Here is a 22,871-nt window from a genome sequence, read left to right as displayed (position 1 = left end):
CATGAAACGAGTACACGTCATTGATTCCCACACCGGCGGCGAACCGACGCGCCTGGTAATGAGCGGCTTTCCCGAGCTCTCCGGCAACAGCATGGCCGAGAAACGCGACGCCCTGCGCAGCCAGCACGACCAGTGGCGCCGCGCCTGTCTGCTCGAACCGCGCGGCAACGATGTGCTGGTCGGCGCGCTGTATTGCCCGCCGGTTTCGCCTGATGCCACCTGCGGGGTGATTTTCTTCAACAATGCCGGATATCTGGGCATGTGCGGCCACGGCACCATTGGCCTGATCAATTCGTTGCAGCATCTGGGAAAAATCCAGCCGGGCGTGCACAAGATCGATACGCCGGTGGGGCAAGTCAGCGCGACGCTGCACGACGATGGCTCGGTCACTCTGGGCAACGTGCCCGCTTACCGTTATCGCAAACAGGTGCCGGTGGATGTGCACGGTTTTGGTCGCGTGGTCGGTGATATCGCCTATGGCGGCAACTGGTTTTTCCTCGTCTCCGAGCATGGACAGACATTGACCATGGACAACGTCGAACACCTGACGGCGTACACCTGGGCGATGCTCAAAGCGCTGGAAGATCAGGGCATCTTTGGCGAGGACGGTGCGGTCATCGACCACATCGAACTGTTCGCCGCTGACGATCAGGCCGACAGCCGCAACTTCGTCATGTGCCCCGGCAAAGCCTACGACCGCTCACCGTGCGGCACCGGCACCAGCGCCAAACTCGCCTGCCTGGCCGCCGACGACAAGTTGCAACCGGGCGCGCCGTGGATCCAGGCGAGCATCACCGGCAGCCAGTTCGACGGCCGTTTCGAATGGGAAGGCGAGCGCATCCGCCCGTTCATTACCGGGCGCGCTTACATGACCGCCGACAGCACCTTGCTGATCGACGACAGCGATCCGTTTGCGTGGGGCATCTGAGCCGACACGCCGTTTTTTCACCTCGAATCAAACGAAATGCCAAGGAGTTGAACCATGAGCGACAACATCTTCACCGGTTGCATGCCGGCCCTGATGACCCCGTGCACTGCCCAGCGCAAACCGGACTTCGATGCGCTGGTGGCCAAGGGTCGCGAGTTGATCGATGTCGGCATGAGCGCCGTGGTCTATTGCGGCTCCATGGGCGACTGGCCGCTGCTCACCGAAGCCGAGCGCCAGGAAGGCGTGGCGCGTCTGGTCGCCGCTGGGGTGCCGACCATCGTCGGCACTGGCGCGGTGAACTCCCGTGAGGCGGTTTCCCATGCAGCGCACGCGGCGAAAGTCGGCGCGCAAGGCTTGATGGTCATCCCGCGCGTCCTCTCCCGTGGCGCCTCGGCGACCGCGCAAAAGGCGCACTTCGCCGCCATCCTGCGAGCCGCGCCGAAGCTGCCGGCGGTGATCTACAACAGCCCTTACTACGGCTTCGCCACCCGCGCCGAGCTGTTTTTCGAACTGCGTCGTGAATACCCGAACCTGATCGGCTTCAAGGAATTTGGCGGCGGCGCGGACCTGCGCTATGCAGCCGAGAACATTACCTCCAAGGATGACGACGTGACGTTGATGGTCGGCGTCGACACGCAAGTGGTGCACGGTTTCGTCAACTGCAACGCCACCGGCGCCATCACCGGCATCGGCAACGCCCTGCCCCGCGAAGTGCTGCAACTGGTGACGCTGAGCAAGCAGGCCGCGCAGGGCGATGCCAAGGCCCGCCGGCAGGCGCGGGAGCTGGAGTCGGCGCTCGCAGTGTTGTCGTCGTTCGATGAGGGTTGCGATCTGGTGCTCTATTACAAGCACCTGATGGTGCTCAACGGCGACAAGGAATACACCCTGCACTTCAATGAAACCGATGTGCTGAGCGACTCGCAACGCCGCTATGCCGAGAAGCAGTATTCGCTGTTCCGTCACTGGTACGAGAACTGGTCCGCCGAGCAGAACTTCGCCTGACCGCCACCTGCCGCGAGCCATCACGATTCGCGGCAGGCCTCGCTCATTTCACAGGAAGACACCATGACTCTGACGGGCAACATGCTGATCGGCCAACACTCCGTGGCGGGCCATCGTCCAGCCTTTCGCGGGATCAATCCGGCGACCAACCAGGCACTTGAACCGCAGTACGCCGGCGCGTCGGCCGAACAGGTGGAACAAGCCTGCGCCGTGGCCTGGGAAGCTCAAGACGCCTTTCGCGAAACCAGCCTGCGTGACCGCGCAGCATTTCTCGAATGCATTGCCGAGCACATCGAAAAACTTGGCGATGAACTGATCGAACGCGCCCATGCCGAAACCGGTTTGCCCCGTGCACGTCTCCAGGGAGAATGCGGCCGTACCTGGTCGCAACTGCGCCTGTTCGCCCGTACGGTGCGCGCCGGTGAATGGCTGGACGTACGTGTCGACACTGCGCAACCGCAGCGCCAACCCTTGCCGCGTTCGGACCTGCGCCAGCGGCAGATTGCCTTGGGGCCGGTCGCGGTGTTTGGGGCGAGCAACTTCCCGCTGGCATTTTCCGTGGCCGGTGGCGATACCGCTGCGGCACTGGCGGCCGGTTGCCCGGTGATCGTCAAAGCGCACAGTGCGCATCCCGGCACCAGCGAACTGGTCGGCCGCGCGGTGGCGCAAGCGGTCAACGCCTGCAATTTGCCCGAAGGCGTGTTTTCGTTGTTGTTCGATTCGGGCTACGAAGTGGGTATCGCACTGGTCAGCGACTGGCGCATCAAAGCCGCTGGTTTCACCGGCTCACGCGCTGGCGGTATGGCGTTGATGAAAGCCGCGCAGGCGCGCCCGGAGCCGATTCCGGTGTATGCGGAAATGAGTTCGATCAACCCGGTGCTGCTGTTCCCCGCCGCTCTGGAAAATCGGGCGCAGGCGTTGGCCGAAGGTTTTGTCGCGTCGCTGAAACTGGGCGCCGGGCAATTCTGCACCAACCCAGGGTTGCTGATTGCCTGCAAAGGCCCGGCACTTGACGGGTTTCTCGGCGCGGTAGCTGAACTGATCCCGCGCAGTGCGGCGCAAACCATGCTCACGCCCGGCATCTTCAAGGCTTATGAAACGGGCGTGGCCGCTTTACAAGACAATCCTCATACGCACGCGGTAGCGGCTGGCCAACCCGGCAGCGGCCCGAATCAATGTCAGGCGCAGGTGTTCAGCACCGAGGCGGCGGACTTTCTTGCCGCTCAGCGTTTGCAGGCTGAGGTGTTCGGCGCGACATCGCTGGTGGTGCAATGCAGCAACGACGAAGAAATCCGTCAGGTCTGCGCCCACCTCGAAGGCCAACTGACCGCGACCCTGCACATGGACGACGCCGACCTTGCACTGGCGCGCGCGTTGCTGCCAACCTTGGAGCGCAAGGCCGGGCGCCTGCTGGTCAACGGCTGGCCGACCGGCGTGGAAGTCTGCGAGGCGATGGTCCATGGCGGGCCTTACCCGGCGACCTCGGATGCGCGCAGCACCTCGGTGGGCACCGCGGCGATTCAGCGTTTCCTGCGGCCGGTGTGCTATCAGGATTTCCCCGACAGTTTGCTGCCGACGGCACTGCAACAGGCCAATCCGCTGCACCTGCGGCGGCTGCTCGATGGCCAACGGGAAGCGACACGCCATGACGAATAACCCTTCGCACGACATCGCCGTGGTCGGCGCCGGGATCATCGGCGTGGCTTGCGCGCTGCGTCTGGCGCGCCAGGGTTTGCGCGTGGTGGTCATCGATCAGCAGGAACCGGGGAATGGCGCCTCGTTCGGCAATGCCGGACATCTGGCCACCGAGCAGGTGTTTCCGATTGCAGACGTGTCGATCCTCAAGCGCTTGCCGGCCATGCTCATGGACCCGATGGGGCCGCTACGCCTGGACTGGAAGTACCTCCCGCGCGCCCTGCCGTGGTTTACCCGATTGTTGCTGAACCTGCGACCCGAACCGTTCCAGCAAACCGTCGCAGGTTTGCGTGCGCTCAACGAAAGCAGCCTCGACGCGTGGCAACGCTTGCTGACTGATATCCAGCGCCCGGATCTGCTCAGGGTTGACGGCTCGTTGCTGGTCTTCGAAAAACCTGAATCGCGGCAATCCCTCGAAGGTTTGCAGGCGCGCCTGAATCAGCAGCAGGTGCCGGTGGACTATTGGCAAGCGGGGGCGATCCGTGAAACCGCGCCGCAGCTCAGCGAACAGATTCAGGGCGGACTGTTTTTCCCGCGCACCGGGCATTTCCTCGATCCCTATCGGGTCGTGTGTGCGCTGGTCGAGGCGGCTCGCAGCAGCGGTGTGAGTTTTCTCAAGCAGCAGGTTCAGGGTGGGTACGTGCAGGAAAACGGGGTCTTGTTGGTCACCGGCAATGGCGGGGTTACGGCCAGCCGAGTGTTGCTGGCCTGCGGTGCGCATTCGACGAAACTCACCGCCGCGCTGACCAGCAAACAGGTGCCGCTGGACACTGAACGCGGCTATCACCTGATGCTGCCTAACGAGCATGATCGCCTGCCCTTCCCTGTCACCTCGCTGGAGCGCAAGTTCATCATGACGCCGATGAGCGAAGGCCTGCGTCTGGCCGGCACGGTCGAGTTCGCCGGACTGGAGCGACCAGCCAACATGGCGCGCGCCTGGCAGTTGCAGCGCTTGAGCCAAGGTCTGTTTCGCCATGACCTGAACGCTGATGGCGCAACACCGTGGATGGGCTTTCGCCCATCGCTGCCGGATTCGCTGCCAGTCATCGATCAGGTCTGCAATGGCAAGGTGTTGCTTGCTTTCGGTCACCAACATCTGGGGCTGACGCAGGCGGCGGTCACAGCGGAGATGATCGGGCAGATGGTCTCGGGCGCCACCGTCGCGTTGCCAGACATCGAGCCCTACCGACTGGGACGTTTTTAAGCGTGCCTCAGCGCGTCGCCGTGGTGCATGGCGAGGTGGCCGGTCTTGTCGCTCTTGACCTCGTACTGCGGGGCGTCTTTCGAGGCCGGGCGGTGGCGGCCCATGAACTCGGTGTCACGGGTGTGCACCTTGACCACTTTGCCGTGAATCTCGCCGGCCTCGGAATTCCAGCGCACCGCATCGCCGACCTTGAATGAGCTGCTCATCATTGCGTCCTCGCCTCTGGCTTGTTGGTGTATGGAGCCGCACGCGTCGGAGAAATTCCGCTTTTTTGCGAGGCGACCGAAGGCAGGCAAAAAAATCGAACGGTGAAAATCGCCCGCACCTCCAACCTGCACACGCCGTACAAAACGGCTATAGCGAGGTGTGAGATGAACAACGACCAAGGCAAGCAAGGTGACGATCCGCTCCCAACCACTCCGGATCCGCTGAGTCCAGGGCGCACCGAGGTCGATCCGATGAAGGAGCGCGGCATCGACGAACTGCCCGACAACGAAGGCGAAATCCCGCTGGATGATGACGATGCCGGGCTGGATCCCGAACGCGTACGTCAGGAAACCGATAACGCCGAGATGGACGATCAGCCCAATCCGCGTTGAGCCTGGAAAGGCGGCCGGCGCAATACAGCTGCCTTTCGGTTCTGCAATCAGCGGCAGAATCAGGCAAGCATTTCACAGAAATGCACTACTTCGCCCTCGGACCCAAGCGCAACAATGGGCGTCCGACTACCCCATGGAGGATGCTCACATGCTCGTACAAGCCTACGGCGCCCACGCTGGCGACAAACCCCTTGAGCCCATGCAGATCAACCGTCGCGCCCCGGCGGCGCATGACGTGCAGATCGATATCGCCTTCTGCGGCATCTGCCATTCCGACCTGCACCAGGTGCGCGCGGAATGGGCTGGCACGCAATTTCCCTGCGTTCCCGGCCATGAAATCGTTGGCCGCGTCTCGGCCGTTGGCGATCATGTCAAAGATTACAAGGTCGGCGATCTGGTCGGTGTCGGTTGCATTGTCGACAGCTGCAAACACTGCGATGACTGCGAGTCCGGTCTGGAAAACTACTGCGACGGCATGATCGGCACTTACAACTTCCCGACCCCGGACGCGCCGGGCTGGACCCTCGGCGGTTACTCGCAAAACATCGTCGTGCACGAGCGCTATGTGTTGCGCATCCGTCATCCCGAGGCGCAACTGGCCGCCGTCGCGCCGCTGCTCTGCGCCGGCATCACCACCTACTCGCCGCTGCGTCAGTGGCAGGCCGGCCCCGGCAAGAAAGTCGGCGTAGTCGGCATCGGTGGCCTTGGTCACATGGGCATCAAACTGGCCCACGCCATGGGCGCCCATGTTGTCGCGTTCACCACTTCCGAATCCAAGCGCGAAGCGGCCAAGGCGCTGGGTGCGGACGAAGTGGTGGTGTCGCGCAATGCCGAAGAAATGGCGGCACATGCCAAGAGCTTCGACATGATCCTCAATACCGTCGCCGCGCCGCACGATCTGGACGCCTTCCTCGTCCTGCTCAAGCGCGACGGCGCCTTGACCCTGGTCGGCGCGCCCGCCTCGCCGCACCCATCACCGAACGTGTTTAACCTGATCATGAAACGTCGCACCATCGCCGGTTCAATGATCGGCGGCATCCCTGAAACCCAGGAAATGCTGGATTTCTGCGCCGAGCACGGCATCGTTTCCGATATCGAACTGATCCGTGCCGATCAGATCAATGAGTCCTACGAACGCATGCTCAAGGGCGACGTGAAATATCGCTTCGTCATCGACAACGCAACCCTCGCCCGCTAAGCGCAAGCAGCCATCGGCAGCGCTGTGCTGCCGATGGCTCGAGGGACTCCATCGGCGCTATTTGACAGCGCCCGCGTTGCTCGCCAGAGTCGCACCCCTTTTTCCACCACTGGGTGAACAGGGGTCGCCGTTGAACCAACAGACATTGTCCATGCGCCTTGAACGGGTCGCCGCCCACGTGCCGCTCGGCGCACGGCTGGCCGATATCGGCTCCGATCATGCTTACCTGCCGGTTGCCCTGATGTGCCGTGGCCTGATTACAGGGGCGGTGGCTGGCGAGGTCGCGCGCACGCCGTTCCACGCGGCGCAACGCACCGTCAATGACCACGACCTCCACGGACAAATCAGCGTGCGCATGGCAGATGGTCTGGCAGCGATCAGGCCTGACGATGCGATCACCGCCATCACCCTCTGTGGCATGGGTGGCGAAACAATTCGCGATATTTTCCAGAGCGGTAAAGCCCACCTCAATGGCCACGAACGGCTGATCCTGCAGCCCAATGGTGGCGAGCAGGCGTTGCGCCGGTGGCTGATGGACAACGGCTACCGGATCGTCTGTGAAGAGGTGCTGCACGAGAACCGCTTCGACTATGAAATCATCGTTGCCGAGCGAGCCTCTGAGCCGGTGACTTACGATGCCAGGGAACTGTTTTTCGGACCGCTGCATCTGCAGGCGCGCAGCGCGGCGTTTGTGCAAAAGTGGCAACGCCGGCTAAGTCAGCGGCAAAAGACGTTGGGGCAGTTTACGAGAGCGCAACAGGTATTGCCGCAGGACAAAGTCCACGCGATCAAGCAAGAGGTGCAGTGGATCAGCGAATTGCTTGGGTGACTGTGCCGCCGTCTTCGCGAGCAAGCTCGCTCCCACAGTTGACTGTGTCGTCAGGCCACACGCGATCTCCTGTAGGAGTGAGCCTGCTCGCGATAGCGGTACATCAGCCAACGGAGATGTTGAATGTGCCGACGCAATCGCGAGCAGGCTCACTCCTACAGTGACCGCGTTGCAAATTCACGAGCGCAAAAAAGCCTGCTTTCGCGGCAGGCTTTTGCGGTGGGTTGAAGGCTTACTTCTGCTGCGTCAGCGCCGTGTAGCTGTTCATCAGGTTGCGGTAGTTGGGGATGCGCTGCGACAGCAGATTACCCAGGCCTTCAATGTCGTTGCGCCAGTCGCGGTGCAGTTCGCAGGCCACCGAGAACCAGTTCATCATCTGCGCGCCGGCTTGAGTCATGCGGCTCCACGCGGCTTGCTGCACGGTGGTATTGAAGGTGCCGGACGCATCAGTCACCACAAACACATCAAAACCTTCCGCCAGCGCCGACAGGGTCGGGAACGCTACGCACACATCCGTTACAACACCGGCAATGATGATCTGCTTACGGCCGGTGGCTTTGATCGCCTTGACGAAGTCTTCGTTGTCCCAGGCGTTGATCTGACCAGGACGAGCGATGTACGGCGCGTCCGGGAACATCTCTTTCAGCTCCGGCACCAGCGGGCCGTTCGGGCCTTGTTCGAAGCTGGTGGTGAGGATCGTTGGCAGGTTGAAGAACTTGGCCAGATCCGCCAGCGCCAACACGTTGTTCTTGAACTCGTTCGGCGAGAAGTCCTGCACCAGTGAGATCAGACCGGTCTGGTGGTCAACCAGCAGCACGATAGCGTCGTCTTTGTTCAGGCGGTTGTAGGTTGGAGTGGTCATGGTGTGCGTCCCTTTTCAAGTTTGAAGTTTTGTTGTTGCGTTCAAGTTGGGTACAGATTACTGACGCACAGCGAAGGGATAAATCGGCTGAAAAGCGTTTCACCGTCCACTCAAACGGGACAATCAAAAGGTGCCCTCCTGTAGGAGTGAGCCTGCTCGCGATAGCGTCATGTCAGCCAACGTTTTTTATCGATTGAAATGACGCCATCGCGAGCAGGCTCACTCCTACGAACGCACCCTGATTAGATACACCGAAGTACAAATGAAGTACCTGCGCCCCCATTTATCAACTCGTCGCAACTTCCTAAAGTCCTCTCCAAGAGCCACCCGCCATTCCGACGGGCCAGCGACAGAGGAAATCATCATGAGCACATCGAAAAAAGTAGTTGTCATCACCGGCGCCTCGCAAGGCATTGGTGCAGGTCTGGTCGAAGGCTTTCGCGCCCTTGGCCATCACGTAGTCGCAACCTCGCGCTCGATCAAAGAGTCGAGCGACCCGGATGTTCTGACCGTCGCTGGCGACATTGCCGATCCACAAACCGCTGAGCGAGTGATTCGCGCTGCGGTCGCCCGGTTCGGTCGCGTCGATACGCTGGTGAACAATGCCGGGATCTTTCTGGCCAAGCCGTTCACCGCTTACAGCCAGGCGGACTACGCCCAGGTCGTGGCGACCAACATGAGTGGCTTCTTTCATATCTCGCAACTGGCCATCGGCGAGATGGAAAAACACGGCAGCGGCCACGTCGTCAGCGTGACCACCAGTCTGGTCGATCATGCGGTTGATGGCGTGCCTTCGGTATTGGCATCGCTGACCAAGGGCGGTATCAACGCGGCGACCAAATCCCTCGCTATCGAGTACGCCAAGCGCGGCATTCGGGTCAACGCGGTATCGCCGGGCATCATCAAAACGCCGATGCACGCTGAGGAAACCCATCAGGCGCTGGGCAGCCTGCACCCGGTCGGCCACATGGGTGAAATCGACGACATCGTGCAAGCGATCCTCTACCTCGACAGCGCGAAGTTCGTCACTGGCGAAATCCTGCATGTCGACGGTGGCCAGAGCGCCGGCCATTGATCGAATTTCCTGCAACGCCGCCGGTGGATACCGGCGGCGTCGTGGGTTGTGGTACACAGAGGGTGAACGTCCGTCGATCTTCGGTGCGAGCCACAATGAAACGCCATTTTGAAGACCTGCAATTAGGCAGTATCGAACTCTTCTGCCTGGCTGCCGAAGCCGGCAGCTTCACCGCCGCCGCGCAACTGGCCGGGGTCACGCCGGCGGCTGTCAGCCGGTCGATTCTGCGTCTGGAGCAACGCCTGGGATCGCGCCTGTTTGCGCGCACCACGCGCAGCATCCGCCTCACCGACGCCGGCCGCAGCTTCTTCGAGCAATGCAGCCAGGCCCTGACGCAACTGGTCGAAGCGCAGCAGGAAGTCATGGGCGCGCAGACTTCGCCGTCGGGGCGACTGCGCATCAGCCTGCCAACCACTTACGGGCATCACCGCATCCTGCCGCTGCTGCCGAAATTCCGGGCGTTGTACCCCGAGGTTACGGTGGACGTGCACCTGGGCAATCGCAATATCGACTTCGTCGAGGAAGGCTACGATCTGGCGATACGCGTACGCGCGCAACCGGACTCGACTCTGATCGCGCGCCTGCTGGAAGACGCCAGCCTGGTGGTGGTCGCCTCCCCTGAATATCTGCAGAGGGCCGGCACGCCGCAAACCCTCGACGATCTGATCGAGCATGAGTGCATCCAGTTCGAGCTGCCCAGCAGTGGCCGGCGGATTTCCTGGCTATTTCAGGAAAACGGCCGGGATCGGGAGGTGATCTCGGATGGCGGCTACTCCTGCTCCGACGATGTGCTCGGCGGCGTGACGCTGGCCAGGCACGGCGCCGGACTGTTTCAGACGTACCGCTTCATCGTCGAGCAGGAACTGGCGGATGGCCGCCTGATTGAAGTGCTGCAGCCGTACACCGGCCGTTCGCGGCCCTATACCCTGCTCTACCCGCACGGCCGCTATGTGCCGCAACGGGTGCGGGCGTTTGTGGATTTCCTGTTGGGGTTTCGTGATGAGTGGGCGGAACCCGCGCGCTAAACAGGGCGTCAGGCCGTCAACCGGTCTGGCGCAGGCGACTGAGTTCTTTCGATGGCGGGCAGCCGAACTGGCGGTTGTATTCGCGGCTGAACTGCGAAGCGCTTTCATAGCCAACGCGATAACAGGCGCTGGACACGTCCAGCCCTTCGTTGATGATCAGCCGCCGCGCTTCCTGCAAGCGCAACTGTTTTTGATACTGCAGCGGGCTCATGGCGGTGACGGCTTTGAAGCGATGGTGCAGCGCCGAATTGCTCAGGTTGGCCACCTGCGCCAGCGCGTCGATGCGCAGCGGCTCGGTGAAATTCCTGTTCAGCCAGTCGATGGCTCGGGTGACCCGGTGGGTCTGCGAATCGCTGACGGCGATTTCATACAGCAGATGCCCGTGCTGACCGCGCAGCAGGCGGTAATACAACTCGCGCAACGCCATTGGCGCGAGCATGCCGATGTCGCGCGGGTTATCCAGCAGGCGCACCAGACGCAGCATGGTGTCTAGCAGGGTCACGTCGATCTTGTCGAGAAACATGCCGCGTCCGGCTTCCTGCGGCACCCCGGTCGGCGGCGATTCGGCAATCAGTTGCGTCAGTTGTGCAGGGTCGAAATCCAGGCGGACGCAAAAATACGGTGCCTCGGGCGAGGCTTCGATCACCCGGCCCGATACCGGCAACGTCACCGACACCACCAGATAATTCAGCGGGTCATAGAGGAAACGTTCGTCGCCCAGCCCGACTTCCTTGCGTCCCTGCACAATCAGGCACAGCGCCGGGCGATGCACGACATGGATCAGCTCGGACGGCCCATCGAGACGGATCACGTGCAGCGGCGCAATGGCCGTTTCGTAGGTGCCCGGCGCGTCGAAACGCTGGGTCAGCAGGCGCACCAGTTCGGCGCGATACACCGCCGTGTCGTGAAGGATGGAAGCGTCGTGGTTATCCATGCAAAGGGCCTCGAAAGCAGACGAAGGTGGGTCAACTGCGGATGAAGATTAGCCACTTTTACCCAGCGGCGACTAGATCAAAGATGCTGCAGATTTGCCTGATTCTGCGTCGCTCGGATCCTGGTAAAGCCATGGGCACGTGATCGCACGGGCCCATGGCTTGCGATGCCGCTATCAGCCTGCGGTTACCGTCATGCCGCCATCGGCCATGACCACTGAGCCGACCATGAAACTGGCGCGGTCAGAGGCGAGAAAGGTGACGATTTCGGCGATCTCTTCCGGCTGCGCCGCCCGACCGATCGGTGCCGCTTCACCGTGTTGCGCAAGGAATCCCGGGCCGTCCTCTACCACATCATTGAGGATATTGGTCACCACATCGCCGACGCCGATGGCATTGACGCGTATGCCATGCTCGATGACTTCCAAGGCAAGCGTGCGGGTCAGTTGTGCCAGCGCACCTTTGGAGGCGGTGTAGGCGGCAATCGTCGGGAAGGCGAAGTACGAGGCATAGGAAGCGATATTGACGATTGCACCGGACTTGTTCGGGATCATCGCCTTGACCGCTTCGCGGCAGTGCAGGAAGGCCGCCGTGGCATTCACTGCCTGGATTTTTTCCCAATCGTCGCGGCTCATGTCGATCACCGCTTTGTTGATGATGATCCCGGCGTTGTTGACCAGAATATCCAGGCGCCCGAACTGCTCGACGGCAAGGCCTACTGCGCGTTCGGCGGCGCCGTCCTCGGTGATGTCCGCTACCAGCGGCAGCAGATCGGGACGAGCCAGCTCTTCGACAGCCGGGTTGAGGTCTTCGGCAATCACCTTGGCGCCGCGAGCATGCAGCATCAGCGCGATTGCCTTGCCGATGCCGCTTGCCGCGCCGGTGACCAGTGCAACTTTACCGGCGACTTCTTGTGGCAGGGTGTGGTTGAAATCAGTCATGGTTCTTACTCCTCGATAGCGAATCGGTGTTGCGCCGTGGCGGCGCATTCGTAAACACGGCTTCACTGTCGCGCACTCTCCGCCGCCGGGCTTTCGGGTGATTGCCGAGACTGTCGGAGTTTTGCGCTGGAGTTTCCTGTCCGCCCGCCCTAATCTTCGAATCCATCCGCAGCCGAAGCTTTTCATGGAGCGTCCTGTGCCCTCTGCCAGCCCCGCTACACCGACCATCAGCCAGCCCGCGCGCATCGCTGCTGAAGCCATGCCGGAGCATTTGCCCGGTGTTGCGGAAACGACGTCACCGCGGCCGCAGATCAAGGATGCGGTGGTGCAGCTGTTCCGCCATCAGACTCTGCTTGAGCCGATCCGCGTGCCATGCGTGGCCGAACCGCTGCTGGTGCTGGTATTGGCCGGCACTGCCCGCGTCGAGGAACGTTCATTGGGTGGCGAATGGCAGGCAAGCCGAGTCACGGCGGGTGATTTCTTCCTGACCAACACCCGCGAACCCTACGAAATGCGCTGGCAGACCGAAGGCTGTGAGATTTTCGAAGTCATGCACCTTTATCTCGGCCTGGGTTTGATCGAACGAGCGGCGCGGGAAGCGTTCGGCGAACAGGCCGGCACAGTGACGTTCATCGACGTGTCTGGTGCACGTGACGAGCAGGTCAGCTTCGTCCTTGAGCAACTGCGCATCGAACTGACCGAACAGCGCCAGCCCAGCGCACTGCTGGTGCACAGCCTGGCTCAGGCGTTGGCGATCCATCTGCTGCGTCACTATCTCGACCCCGACAGCAACCCGCGCCGCGACAACGCCCTGCCCGCCTACAAACTGCGCCGGGTGCTTGAAGCGATGAATGCGAATCTGGCGGAGGATTTCAGTCTCAGTCATCTGGCCGGCATCGCCGAGTTGAGCGACTACCACTTCAGCCGCACCTTCAAGCGCGCCACCGGCTTGTCGCCCTCGCAATACTTCATCCGCCTGCGCATGAGCCGCGCGCGTCATCTGTTGCTGGAGACCGCGCGCAGCGTGATCGACATTGGCCTGGAGGTCGGCTACTCGAGCCCCAGCCACTTTTCCCAGGTGTTCCGCCGTGAAGTCGGGGTCACCCCGAGCGCCTACCGCGACGCGCCACGGGGCGGCTGAAAACCGCTCGAAAAGCGATGCAGCAGAATTGGGCAAATTGCGTGGAGGAATCGATTAATAGCCTGAGAGCCGCCGCGCATAACCTTCTTCCAAGCCCACTCCCGGGCACCGCGAAGAGGAAGACATCATGCTGAACATTCAAGACAAAGTGATCGTGATTACCGGCGCCAGCAGCGGCATCGGCGAAGCCACCGCACGTCTGCTCGCCAGCCGTGGCGCCAAAGTGGTGTTGGGCGCCCGGCGCACCGAGCGTCTGGCGCTGATTGCCGAGGAGATCAACGGCGCCGGTGGCCACGCGCAGTTCCGCGCACTGGACGTCACCGATCAGCAGGATGTGCAGCGCTTCGTCGATTTCGCCGTCGAGCATTACGGCCGCGTCGATGTACTGGTCAACAACGCTGGGGTCATGCCGTTATCGCGGCTGGACGCGCTGAAGGTCGATGAGTGGAACCGCATGATCGACGTCAACATCCGTGGCGTGCTCCACGGCATCGCCGCCAGCCTGCCGTTGATGCAGCGCCAGCGTGCCGGGCAGATCATCAACATCGCCTCGATCGGCGCCTACGCGGTCAGCCCTACCGCGGCGGTGTACTGCGCGACCAAGTACGCCGTACGGGCCATTTCCGAAGGCTTGCGCCAAGAGGTCGGCGGCGATATCCGCGTCACCGTCATTGCACCGGGCGTGACCGAATCGGAACTCGCCGACAGCATCTCCGACGAAGGCGGCCGCGCCGAGATGAAGTCTTTCCGCAAGATCGCCATCCCCGCCGAAGCCATCGCCCGCGCGATTGCCTACGCCGTAGAACAACCGGCGGACGTGGACGTCAGCGAACTGATCGTGCGCCCAACGGCAAGCCCTTACTGAGGCGATGAGTCAATATGTGGGAGCGAGCCTGCTCGCGAAGGCGGTGTGCCAGGCGGATAGGATGTTGAATGTACCGCCGTCTTCGCGGGCAAGCCCGCTCCCACAGGGGGTTTGTGGCACCACCAAATCAATGGTCAACACGCGGTATTGTGGGAGCGAGCTTGCTCGCGAAAGCGGCCGATCAGTCAATAAAGAGGTTGAATGTACCGCCGCCTTCGCGAGCAGGCTCGCTCCCACAGGGAATCGTGTTGTTGACGAAACGGGCTCGCACTCACCTCTAACCTAACGCGCCCCCGGCCCGATCAACATGCTTTCGATCTCGGCGCCGGGCATCATTTGCTGCAAACCTTCGATCAGCCTGTCGCCGGCCTCGGTCAGCGCTTCCAGCGGCATGGCCGGCAGGCTTTCGAGGATGAACCACATGTGCTGGGCCTGGGCGTCAAGGCGTGTTCGTACGCCCTGGCGCCAGTTCCAGCGTCGGCAGGTCACGCCTTGGTCATCGCGCCAGACCACTTCCCCAGCGTCCGGAAACTCATGCGCGGGCTGACCTTCCTTCATCGTGTCGAACGGTTCGCTGCCATCGGCCACGACCAGGCGCGGGGAGCCGATATAGGCTTCGGCATTTTCGCCGCCTACGGGAATCGCGTATTCGAGGCTGATGGCGTTGTACAGGTCGACCACCGGATCGATGCTCGGCAAGTTGCCGTCGCGCAATACGCGTTTGCGCAGTGCTTCGGCCGAGCAAGGCGTGCGCTGCGGCTTGGCGCCGAACTGGCGAAAGACATCGGCCCAGGCTTGAAGATGCGCAGGCGCCCACTGCGGGCCACCGGCGGCGACGGCCTGGCAGGCTCTGGCCAGCTCAACACCTGCCACCTCAGCGTCAAGAATCGGTGCGGCTTGGACGACAATACTCAGCGCTCTGAAGCCCGGCGCGAGTTGCGCCACAGCCGGATCGATTGACGGCACGACAGACAGCATCCCAGAATCCCCCTCATACCCGAATTTCCAACGATGCTAGCGATCAATGACCAATAAAGTCAATATACCGACCGAGGCCGGCGCCGACGTCCAGACCGTCAGCGCAGCGGTTTCCCGCACGCTCAAACAGGCACGCAAACAGCGGAGCATCACACTCGACGAACTGTCCCGACGCTCGGGCGTGAGCAAAGGCATGGTGGTCGAGATCGAGAAAGGCTCGGCCAACCCGAGCATCGCCACCTTGTGCAAAATCGCCGCGGCGCTGGGCTTGTCCGTGGCGGACTTCGTCAATGTCGCCGCGACCCCGGCGGCGCACCTGATCGACAGTCAGGACATCCCCACGCTGTGGCGCGGCGAGCTGGGCGGTTCGGCACGACTGCTGGCCGGCACCAGCGGCCCGAACATGCTCGAGTTGTGGCGCTGGGAGTTGTTTCCCGGCGAGTCGTTTGCTTCAGCCGGGCACCCGAACGGCACCACCGAGTTATTTCACGTCGAGAAAGGCACGTTGCATTTAAGGGTTGGCGATGCCGAGCTGATGATCGGGCCCGGGTGTTCGGCGGTAGCGCGGACGGATGTGACGCATGGGTATGCCAACCATGGGCGCTCGAAACTGGTGTTCACGATGTCGGTGACTGAACTGCATCAGGCAGCCAGGGAAAGCCCCTCACCCTAGCCCTCTCCCCGAGGAGAGGGAACTATCCGGGTTGACCATCACAGGGAGCATTCCCCTGATACCACTCTATCAGCGTGAAGGTGGATGCTCCGTCGAAACCGAATTGGCCGCATCCACATCCGACATGTCTTCCTCAACCGGCGCCTCATCGTCCGGCGGCAAAGGCACCTCGGGATTTCCGCGCTTGGGATCGTGCCCGGTCTCGTTGTCGGTAGTGCGGGTCACGGCTTGCTGCGACTGGTTGCCCGGTGCGTTTTCGTCAATGTCCATGTCGTTCTCCGATGTGGTTCAGCGATAGGTACCTGGACGTGTGAAATGCCAGCGCATGACAAGTGCCCGGCAATGGACGAACGGTGGCTGGCCTGGCGGTCATAAACGCAAAAGCCTGCTTTCAAAGCAGGCTTTTTAGTTAGCGATGACTCACTTCTGCTGCGTCAGCACCGAGTAGCTGTTCATCAGGTTGCGGTAGTTGGGGATTCGCTGCGACAGCAGGTTGCCCAAGCCTTCAATGTCGTTGCGCCAGTCGCGGTGCAGCTCACAGGCGACCGAGAACCAGTTCATCATTTGCGCGCCAGCCTGAGTCATACGGCTCCACGCGGCTTGCTGCACGGTGGTGTTGAAGGTGCCGGAAGCATCAGTCACCACAAACACATCAAAACCTTCCGCCAGTGCCGACAGGGTCGGGAACGCTACACACACATCCGTTACAACACCGGCAATGATGATCTGCTTACGGCCGGTGGCTTTGATCGCCTTGACGAAGTCTTCGTTGTCCCAGGCGTTGATCTGACCAGGACGAGCGATGTACGGCGCGTCCGGGAACATCTCTTTCAGCTCCGGCACCAGCGGGCCGTTCGGGCCTTGTTCGAAGCTGGTGGTGAGGATCGTTGGCAGGTTGAAGAACTTGGCCAGATCCGCCAGCGCCAGCACGTTGTTCTTGAACTCGTTCGGCGAGAAGTCCTGCACCAGCGAGATCAGACCGGTCTGGTGGTCAACCAGCAGCACGATAGCGTCGTCTTTGTTCAGGCGGTTGTAGGTTGGAGTGGTCATGGTGTGCGTCCCTTTTCAAGTTTGAAGTTTTGTTGTTGCGTTCAAGTTGGGTACAGATTACTGACGCATAGCAAAGGGATAAATCGGCTGAAAAGCGTTTCACCGTCCACTCAAACCGGACAATGCCAAAAGTCGAAATGCTTGTCGGTTAATCCCCCAGAACGACGCCATGCTATGCTCCGACAGAGACAACGAGGGGTTAGAAAATGAGCGAATCAGCCACTGACAGCGTCGCGAGCGAAGTTCGCAAGCTCGCGGAAAAACACCGGGTGGGCGCCGAGCGTGACGGACTGAGTCGCATGGCGCTGACGATAACGCGGCTGGCCGGTGATGCCGTTGAACTGGACAGTGTGGAGCAACTGCTGGTCAACCTGAAGCGAAAGGGTGTCTTGAACAAGGCTGAAATCATGGCCTTGCAAGGACGTTACCTTCAGGAAAAAAGGCATTCGAAGAAGCAGCTCAGCGCATGACGTTCGACCCCTTCGGCGATTTCGAAACTGAAGGCTACCTTCGCAACTCGCTCAAGCTCAAAGACCCGGTTGAAGTCAAGGAATCGGAACATCTCTCTTTCGAGGCCAGTATCGAAGAAGCGCTTGCCTATCTGGCAAAAAGAAGACCCATCAACTATCAAGCGGTACTCAAGACTCATGAAATCCTGTTCGCCGGTTTCTACCCATGGTCAGGTAACGACAGGAATGAGCTGGTTCCCCATCTGGCGGTTTTCAAAGGATCGATAGACGATCCGCATCACACACCATTCGAGCGTCCAGAGCTGATCAAAAGATCCATCGAATATGCGCTGGAGCTCGCTGCAAACAAAAAACGTTTTCGTGATCGCCCAGGCGAGGTGATGGGGCAATTGGCTTCGGCTCATCCGTTTCTGGATGGAAACGGACGGACTATCCTGCTCGTTTACATGGAGCTGTGCTATCGGGCCAGGTTTGCCATCGATTGGTCCAAGACCTACAAAGATGCATATTTGCGAGCGCTCAGCGACGAGATCCGCGATCCCTTCAGAGGTCACTTGGACGAATGTCTGAAGCCCCACGTCGTAGAAATCTCAAGCCGTGAGGAATGGCCCGGAGTGATTGGCGGTATCAAAGGGCTAGACGGTCTGGATAAGGAAGGAATCATTTACGCGAATCTCGACAATCCCGACATTCAGCAACTGTATAAAACTTACAGAACGCAGCCAATCGAGTGAAAACGCAAAAGCCTGCTTTCAAAGCAGGCTTTTTAGTTAGCGATGACTCACTTCTGCTGCGTCAGCGCCGAGTAGCTGTTCATCAGGTTGCGGTAGTTGGGGATGCGCTGCGACAGCAGATTACCCAAGCCTTCAATGTCGTTGCGCCAGTCGCGGTGCAGCTCACAGGCGACCGAGAACCAGTTCATCATTTGTGCTCCGGCCTGGGTCATGCGGCTCCATGCGGCTTGCTGCACGGTGGTATTGAAGGTGCCGGACGCATCAGTCACCACAAACACATCAAAACCTTCCGCCAGTGCTGACAGGGTCGGGAACGCTACGCACACATCGGTCACCACACCGGCGATGATGATCTGCTTGCGCCCGGTGGCCTTGATCGCCTTGACGAAATCTTCGTTGTCCCAGGCGTTGATCTGGCCTGGGCGAGCGATGTATGGCGCATCCGGGAACATCTCTTTCAGCTCTGGTACCAGCGGGCCGTTCGGGCCTTGTTCGAAGCTGGTGGTGAGGATCGTCGGCAGGTCGAAGAACTTGGCCAGATCCGCCAGCGCCAGCACGTTGTTCTTGAACTCGTTCGGCGAGAAATCCTGCACCAGCGAGATCAGACCGGTCTGGTGGTCAACCAGCAGCACGATAGCGTCGTCTTTGTTCAGGCGGTTGTAGGTTGGAGTGGTCATGGTGTGCATCCCTTTTCAAGTTTGAAGTTTTGTTGTTGCGTTCAAGTTGGGTACAGATTACTGACGCATAGCAAAGGGATAAATCGGCTGAAAAGCGTTTCACCGTCCACTCAAACCGGACAATCCACCTCAATCGTAAAACGGCTCAACCAGCGCCCGGCTGCCCACAAAGAAACTGTCCGCCACCAGCCGCAACGGTTGCAGATCCAGGTCGCTGGCCTTGTCGCCGATCAGTTGTTGGAAGTGGCGGTAGACCGCTGCGTACTCGCCCTCTTCCGACACGCTTTGCCGGACGCCGTCGATGCTCAGCAGAGCGCCGCCGTTGTCCAGGCGCAGGACGCCTTCGGCGCAGCGGATTTCGATGCTCCACAGTTCGTCGTGGCCGTGGTCGAAATCGAACTCGGCGCGCACGTCGAGGCGACGCACATCGGACATTTTTATCGATGCGGCAATCGGCGACTGGCAGTTGCTCGGCACGCGCAGTTCGGCGGCTTCGACAAACAGCGGCAACGCCAGCAGGTGGGTGATGATCGACAAAGCGTTGATGCCCGGATCGAACACACCGAGGCCGCCCGGTTGCCAGATCCACGCCTGGCCCGGATGCCATTTGCGCACGTCTTCCTTCCAGTCGATCTGCACGCTTTGCAGGGTCCGGCTGGCGAGCCAGTCACGGGCGGCGGCGATGCCCGGCGCATAGCGCGAGTGCCAGGCGAACAGAGCGCTCACGCCTTGTGCCGCAACTTGATCGACCAAGGCCATGGCCTCGCCTAATGTCGCGCAGGGCGGCTTTTCCACCAGTACATGCTTGCCGGCCGCCAATGCCTGTTGCACCAGCGCAAAACGCCCCTGCGGCGGCGTGCAGAACGCAATCGCGTCGACGGCCGGGCCGTTCTCGAGCAGTTCGCCAAGCGACTGGAAGTTTTCCACCCCGGCGCAAGGTTTGCCCTGAGTGGCGACCGCCACCAGCTGGAACGCCGGGTTGGCGAGGATGGCGGGGACGTGTTGATCCTGGGCGATCTTGCCGTAGCCCACCAGGCCGAGACGAATCGGTTGCATTACAGACTCCTGTTGTTGTTTTGGTCTTTGCAGCGCAGCGGCAAGAGTACGTGTTTCTGCGCCGGCCTCCAATCGTCATACTATTTAAATCGCGCATCAACGCAACGCACACATTGACGCTTGATTAAACGCAAGTTCAAACGTTGTACTAGGATAGGATCCAAACCTGCAGAATTTTCCCGGCCAAGGAGCGTTACGCCGGGCTGCAAGGACACGAGCCCCCATTGCCAATCACGGATGAAGTCATGAACTCACACCTGTTTCCGCACATCGGCAAGGTCATTGCCAGCACCGGCAGCCGCCATTTCCCGCGCATGCTGCATGACTTGATCCGCACGCAACTGGCGATTGACGCCACACATATCCGCCAGATGCGCGTCGAACCGGTGACGCAGCACTGCGAACCCGAGCCGATGAAGGACGAGGCGCTGCGAGCCGACACCCTGTTCAGCGAACACAGCGACCGACCGCCACCCGAGCCGTCCTCGACTGCCGCCGACGCAGCGCAATTGCACCTGACCCGGCGCAAGGACGGTTACCGCTACGTGATTTCGGTGTACCGCAACGATCAGTCGGAACGCTTTTCCGCGCAGGAACGCAGCCTGTTGCAGGACATCTCCCCGGTGCTGCTGCCGATGGTGGAAAAACACATCCACGCTGTGCAGCCGCTGGAGATCGATGCGCAAAGTCTGGCGTCAGCCAGCGAAACCAGCGGGATCGAGACCCTGCGCCTGCGCTTCAACGAGCGTTTGCAGCAGTTGGGGCTGAAGCTGTCGAACCGCGAAAGTGAAGTGTGCATCGGCCTGCTCGCCGGGCACACCGCGCCGGAACTGGCCGCGCAGTTGCAGCTGAAGGTCAACACCGTCGAGAGTTACCTCAAGCGCGCCGCGATCAAACTGGGCATCAGCGGCCGGCACTCGCTGATGAAGTGGATGTATTCGCCGCAGGACTGCACGGCCACACCCTGAACACGGGAGGTCAGTCCCGCGCCAGCGCTTCGATCGGGTCGAGCCGCGAAGCGTTGCGCGCGGGCACGAAGCCGAACACCACGCCGATCAGGGTCGAACAGAGCACCGCCGTCATTACCGAGGCCATTGAAAACACCATCTCCCATTCCTTGATGAACAGCGAAAACAGATGGCCGATGGCATACGACAGGGAAATGCCGATCGCGCCACCGAGCAGACAGACCATTACCGCTTCCACCAGAAACTGCTGACGAATGTCCGACTGCCGGGCGCCGACCGCCATGCGGATACCGATCTCGCGGGTACGCTCAGTGACCGACACCAGCATGATGTTCATCACCCCGATACCGCCAACCACCAAAGAAATCACCGCAATCAGCGACAGCAGCAACGCCAGCGAGCGGCTGGTTTTCTGCACCGTCTGTAAGACGCTGTCGAGGTTGTTGGTAAAAAAGTCCTTGGTGCCGTGGCGTTGCAACAACAGTCGGGTGACGTGTTCCTCCACCACTTTGCTCGGCTGGCCCTCCTTCATGCGCACGCTGATGCTGTCCAGATAACGCTGGCCCAACACCCGTCCGGCGGCGGTTTCGTAAGGCACCCAGACGTTGAGGGTCTTGCCCGAGGCAAACAGGCTTTTATCCTGCGCGGCCACACCGATCACCGTGCACGGCAGGTTACCGATCAGGATCACCTGGCCCAACGGATCGATGTCTTGCCCGAACAGGCGCTGCCGGGTGTTGTGGTCGATGACCACCACCTGTGCCTGGCGCCGAGCATCGTTTTCGCTGAACGCAATACCCGCGGCCATCTTGATGCCGCGAACCTTGAAGTACTGATCGCTGACGCCGTTCACCTGCGCATCCAGATCGATATTGCGGTAACGCAGCAACAGGCTGCGGCCAATCATCGGCGTAGCGCTGTCGACGTAGTACAGCTGATTCAGCGCGGTGACATCGGCCGGTGTCAGGGTTTCGATGGCCGCTGCACGTTTGTCGCCGTAGCTCGTGCCGGGATAGACATCGATGGTGTTGCTGCCAATGGCCGCGATGTCCTTGAGCACATAGTTCTTCGCGCCCTCCCCAACCGCCGAAATCGACACCACCGAGGTGATGCCGATGACGATGCCCAGCATGGTCAGCAAGGTGCGCATGCGATGGGAAATCAACGCTACCCAGGCCATGGCGAACGCTTCTTTGAACAGGCCGAGGCTGGCTACCAGACGCCGCGAAGCGGTGGCTTTCGGCGTCACCGGTGCGTCGCTGAGCAGATGCGTGGTGTCACGTTCGTTGGCGCGGTCGCTGAGGATTTCGCCGTCGCTGACTTCGATGATGCGCTCGGCGTTGGCCGCGACTTTCGGGTCGTGGGTCACCAGAATCACCGTATGCCCCGCCGCGTGCAGCTCCAGCAGGATGCGCATCACCTCTTTACCGCTGGCGGTATCGAGGGCGCCAGTCGGTTCGTCGGCAAGGATCACTTCGCCACCGTTCATCAAGGCCCGGGCGATACTCACGCGCTGCTGCTGGCCGCCGGAGAGCTGGCTCGGCCGATGTGTCAGGTGGCCTTCCAGGCCCAGCCGCGCCAACAACTCCCGGGCGCGGGCATGGCGCTGAAGCTGCGGCGTGCCGGCGTAAATCGCCGGCATCTCGACGTTGTGCATCGCGCTCAAATGGGGCAGCAAGTGATAACGCTGGAAGATGAAGCCGAAGTAGTCACGGCGCAGTTCAGCCAAGGCCTGATTGTCCAGATCGCGGGTTTCCTGGCCGTTGATCCTGTAGCTGCCGGCGGTGGCGTAATCAAGGCAACCGAGGATGTTCATCAGCGTCGACTTACCGGAACCCGAGGCGCCAATGATCGCGACCATTTCCCCGGCATTGATCGTCAGGTCGATGTTCTTCAGCGCGAGGAATTCGCGGTCACCGGCGGTGAAACTGCGGGTGATGCCGGTGAGCTGTAACAGTGGCTCGCTCAT

General features: G+C 61.1%; 25 protein-coding genes. 15 read left to right on the top strand and 10 right to left on the bottom strand.

Translation table 11 applies throughout. From position 1 onward, the window contains the following. Position 1 precedes the first annotated feature (1 nt). From AC0Z4S_RS00515 to AC0Z4S_RS00500, 4 genes are all read left to right on the top strand, one after another. Positions 2 to 928, top strand: coding sequence for a 4-hydroxyproline epimerase (locus tag AC0Z4S_RS00515; RefSeq protein WP_485621619.1), 927 nt, complete (start codon positions 2 to 4; stop codon positions 926 to 928). Positions 929 to 982: 54 nt separating this feature from the next. Next, positions 983 to 1,930 carry a dihydrodipicolinate synthase family protein gene (locus AC0Z4S_RS00510; RefSeq protein ID WP_485621618.1) on the top strand — a complete coding sequence of 316 codons (948 nt, stop codon included), beginning with the start codon at positions 983 to 985 and terminating at the stop codon, positions 1,928 to 1,930. A 63-nt stretch (positions 1,931 to 1,993) separates the two neighbouring features. After that, the gene (locus AC0Z4S_RS00505; RefSeq protein WP_485621617.1) at positions 1,994 to 3,586 is read left to right on the top strand and encodes an aldehyde dehydrogenase (NADP(+)); all 1,593 of its coding nucleotides are present in this window, start codon (positions 1,994 to 1,996) and stop codon (positions 3,584 to 3,586) included. After that, the gene (locus tag AC0Z4S_RS00500) at positions 3,576 to 4,829 is read left to right on the top strand and encodes an NAD(P)/FAD-dependent oxidoreductase (RefSeq protein ID WP_485621616.1); all 1,254 of its coding nucleotides are present in this window, start codon (positions 3,576 to 3,578) and stop codon (positions 4,827 to 4,829) included. The genes AC0Z4S_RS00505 and AC0Z4S_RS00500 overlap by 11 nt, the downstream gene beginning before the upstream one ends. On the opposite strand, the gene AC0Z4S_RS00495 is transcribed toward AC0Z4S_RS00500, so the two are convergent. Continuing rightward, positions 4,826 to 5,035, bottom strand: coding sequence for a hypervirulence associated TUDOR domain-containing protein (locus AC0Z4S_RS00495; protein ID WP_485621615.1), 210 nt, complete (start codon positions 5,033 to 5,035; stop codon positions 4,826 to 4,828). The two genes, AC0Z4S_RS00500 and AC0Z4S_RS00495, sit on opposite strands and share 4 nt — an antisense overlap. Positions 5,036 to 5,200: 165 nt before the next feature. Between AC0Z4S_RS00495 and AC0Z4S_RS00490 the strand changes: the two genes are divergently transcribed. The 3 genes from AC0Z4S_RS00490 to AC0Z4S_RS00480 all read left to right on the top strand — a co-directional run bounded on the left by AC0Z4S_RS00490 (position 5,201) and on the right by AC0Z4S_RS00480 (position 7,455). Next, entirely contained in the window at positions 5,201 to 5,428 is a 228-nt protein-coding gene (locus tag AC0Z4S_RS00490; protein ID WP_042609586.1) for a hypothetical protein, read from the top strand. Positions 5,429 to 5,576: 148 nt separating this feature from the next. Continuing rightward, on the top strand, positions 5,577 to 6,626 hold the full coding sequence (locus tag AC0Z4S_RS00485) for an NAD(P)-dependent alcohol dehydrogenase (RefSeq protein WP_485621614.1): 1,050 nt from the start codon (positions 5,577 to 5,579) through the stop codon (positions 6,624 to 6,626). A gap of 130 nt (positions 6,627 to 6,756) precedes the next feature. Then, positions 6,757 to 7,455: a tRNA (adenine(22)-N(1))-methyltransferase gene (locus tag AC0Z4S_RS00480; RefSeq protein WP_485621613.1), complete on the top strand. Its 699-nt coding sequence runs from the start codon at positions 6,757 to 6,759 to the stop codon at positions 7,453 to 7,455. A 232-nt stretch (positions 7,456 to 7,687) separates the two neighbouring features. On the opposite strand, the gene ycaC (AC0Z4S_RS00475) is transcribed toward AC0Z4S_RS00480, so the two are convergent. Next, on the bottom strand, positions 7,688 to 8,317 hold the full coding sequence (gene ycaC / locus AC0Z4S_RS00475; protein ID WP_485621612.1) for an isochorismate family cysteine hydrolase YcaC: 630 nt from the start codon (positions 8,315 to 8,317) through the stop codon (positions 7,688 to 7,690). Positions 8,318 to 8,681: 364 nt separating this feature from the next. Here ycaC (AC0Z4S_RS00475) and AC0Z4S_RS00470 point away from each other — a divergent pair, with 364 nt between their 5' ends. Both AC0Z4S_RS00470 and AC0Z4S_RS00465 read left to right on the top strand, forming a co-directional pair. Next, positions 8,682 to 9,392, top strand: coding sequence for an SDR family NAD(P)-dependent oxidoreductase (locus tag AC0Z4S_RS00470; protein ID WP_485621611.1), 711 nt, complete (start codon positions 8,682 to 8,684; stop codon positions 9,390 to 9,392). Between the two features lie 95 nt (positions 9,393 to 9,487). Then, positions 9,488 to 10,417: a LysR family transcriptional regulator gene (locus AC0Z4S_RS00465; protein ID WP_065617037.1), complete on the top strand. Its 930-nt coding sequence runs from the start codon at positions 9,488 to 9,490 to the stop codon at positions 10,415 to 10,417. Positions 10,418 to 10,433: 16 nt separating this feature from the next. Here AC0Z4S_RS00465 and AC0Z4S_RS00460 read toward each other — a convergent pair whose 3' ends face one another. Further along, positions 10,434 to 11,351, bottom strand: coding sequence for an AraC family transcriptional regulator (locus tag AC0Z4S_RS00460; RefSeq protein WP_042609580.1), 918 nt, complete (start codon positions 11,349 to 11,351; stop codon positions 10,434 to 10,436). Positions 11,352 to 11,525: 174 nt separating this feature from the next. Continuing rightward, positions 11,526 to 12,290 carry an SDR family NAD(P)-dependent oxidoreductase gene (locus AC0Z4S_RS00455; RefSeq protein WP_471880328.1) on the bottom strand — a complete coding sequence of 255 codons (765 nt, stop codon included), beginning with the start codon at positions 12,288 to 12,290 and terminating at the stop codon, positions 11,526 to 11,528. Positions 12,291 to 12,549: 259 nt separating this feature from the next. Between AC0Z4S_RS00455 and AC0Z4S_RS00450 the strand changes: the two genes are divergently transcribed. Further along, positions 12,550 to 13,431, top strand: a complete 882-nt coding sequence (locus AC0Z4S_RS00450) for a helix-turn-helix domain-containing protein (protein WP_485622083.1) — start codon at positions 12,550 to 12,552, stop codon at positions 13,429 to 13,431. A gap of 127 nt (positions 13,432 to 13,558) precedes the next feature. Beyond that, positions 13,559 to 14,296, top strand: a complete 738-nt coding sequence (locus AC0Z4S_RS00445; protein WP_485621610.1) for an SDR family oxidoreductase — start codon at positions 13,559 to 13,561, stop codon at positions 14,294 to 14,296. 282 nt (positions 14,297 to 14,578) lie between these two features. Here AC0Z4S_RS00445 and AC0Z4S_RS00440 read toward each other — a convergent pair whose 3' ends face one another. Beyond that, positions 14,579 to 15,274 (bottom strand): B3/B4 domain-containing protein, encoded by a 696-nt coding sequence (locus tag AC0Z4S_RS00440; RefSeq protein ID WP_485621609.1) that lies wholly within the window; start codon positions 15,272 to 15,274, stop codon positions 14,579 to 14,581. A gap of 46 nt (positions 15,275 to 15,320) precedes the next feature. Here AC0Z4S_RS00440 and AC0Z4S_RS00435 point away from each other — a divergent pair, with 46 nt between their 5' ends. Next, positions 15,321 to 15,947 carry a helix-turn-helix domain-containing protein gene (locus tag AC0Z4S_RS00435; RefSeq protein ID WP_485621608.1) on the top strand — a complete coding sequence of 209 codons (627 nt, stop codon included), beginning with the start codon at positions 15,321 to 15,323 and terminating at the stop codon, positions 15,945 to 15,947. A gap of 69 nt (positions 15,948 to 16,016) precedes the next feature. Here the strand turns inward: AC0Z4S_RS00435 and AC0Z4S_RS00430 are convergent, their stop codons facing one another. Together AC0Z4S_RS00430 and ycaC (AC0Z4S_RS00425) are read right to left on the bottom strand one after the other, a co-directional pair. Next, on the bottom strand, positions 16,017 to 16,217 hold the full coding sequence (locus tag AC0Z4S_RS00430) for a hypothetical protein (RefSeq protein WP_073475268.1): 201 nt from the start codon (positions 16,215 to 16,217) through the stop codon (positions 16,017 to 16,019). Between the two features lie 150 nt (positions 16,218 to 16,367). Next, on the bottom strand, positions 16,368 to 16,997 hold the full coding sequence (gene ycaC / locus AC0Z4S_RS00425) for an isochorismate family cysteine hydrolase YcaC (protein WP_485621607.1): 630 nt from the start codon (positions 16,995 to 16,997) through the stop codon (positions 16,368 to 16,370). Between the two features lie 206 nt (positions 16,998 to 17,203). On the opposite strand from ycaC (AC0Z4S_RS00425), the gene AC0Z4S_RS00420 reads away from it, so the two are divergent. Continuing rightward, positions 17,204 to 17,467: a hypothetical protein gene (locus AC0Z4S_RS00420; protein ID WP_253500860.1), complete on the top strand. Its 264-nt coding sequence runs from the start codon at positions 17,204 to 17,206 to the stop codon at positions 17,465 to 17,467. Beyond that, positions 17,464 to 18,201: a Fic family protein gene (locus AC0Z4S_RS00415; protein WP_485621606.1), complete on the top strand. Its 738-nt coding sequence runs from the start codon at positions 17,464 to 17,466 to the stop codon at positions 18,199 to 18,201. Before AC0Z4S_RS00420 ends, AC0Z4S_RS00415 begins: the two co-directional genes overlap by 4 nt. A 47-nt stretch (positions 18,202 to 18,248) precedes the next feature. Here the strand turns inward: AC0Z4S_RS00415 and ycaC (AC0Z4S_RS00410) are convergent, their stop codons facing one another. After that, complete coding sequence (ycaC, locus tag AC0Z4S_RS00410; RefSeq protein ID WP_016774235.1) at positions 18,249 to 18,878, bottom strand: isochorismate family cysteine hydrolase YcaC; 630 nt, start codon at positions 18,876 to 18,878, stop codon at positions 18,249 to 18,251. 129 nt (positions 18,879 to 19,007) lie between these two features. Beyond that, complete coding sequence (locus AC0Z4S_RS00405; RefSeq protein ID WP_485621605.1) at positions 19,008 to 19,934, bottom strand: Gfo/Idh/MocA family protein; 927 nt, start codon at positions 19,932 to 19,934, stop codon at positions 19,008 to 19,010. A 245-nt stretch (positions 19,935 to 20,179) separates the two neighbouring features. Here AC0Z4S_RS00405 and AC0Z4S_RS00400 point away from each other — a divergent pair, with 245 nt between their 5' ends. Continuing rightward, positions 20,180 to 20,902, top strand: coding sequence for a helix-turn-helix transcriptional regulator (locus AC0Z4S_RS00400; RefSeq protein ID WP_485621604.1), 723 nt, complete (start codon positions 20,180 to 20,182; stop codon positions 20,900 to 20,902). Positions 20,903 to 20,912: 10 nt separating this feature from the next. Here AC0Z4S_RS00400 and AC0Z4S_RS00395 read toward each other — a convergent pair whose 3' ends face one another. Then, positions 20,913 to 22,871, bottom strand: a complete 1,959-nt coding sequence (locus AC0Z4S_RS00395; RefSeq protein WP_485621603.1) for a MacB family efflux pump subunit — start codon at positions 22,869 to 22,871, stop codon at positions 20,913 to 20,915.

The sequence above is a fragment of the Pseudomonas sp. 1L-B-1-E-C1 genome, from assembly GCF_057291835.1.
This window is presented reverse-complemented; position numbering and strand designations above follow the sequence as displayed.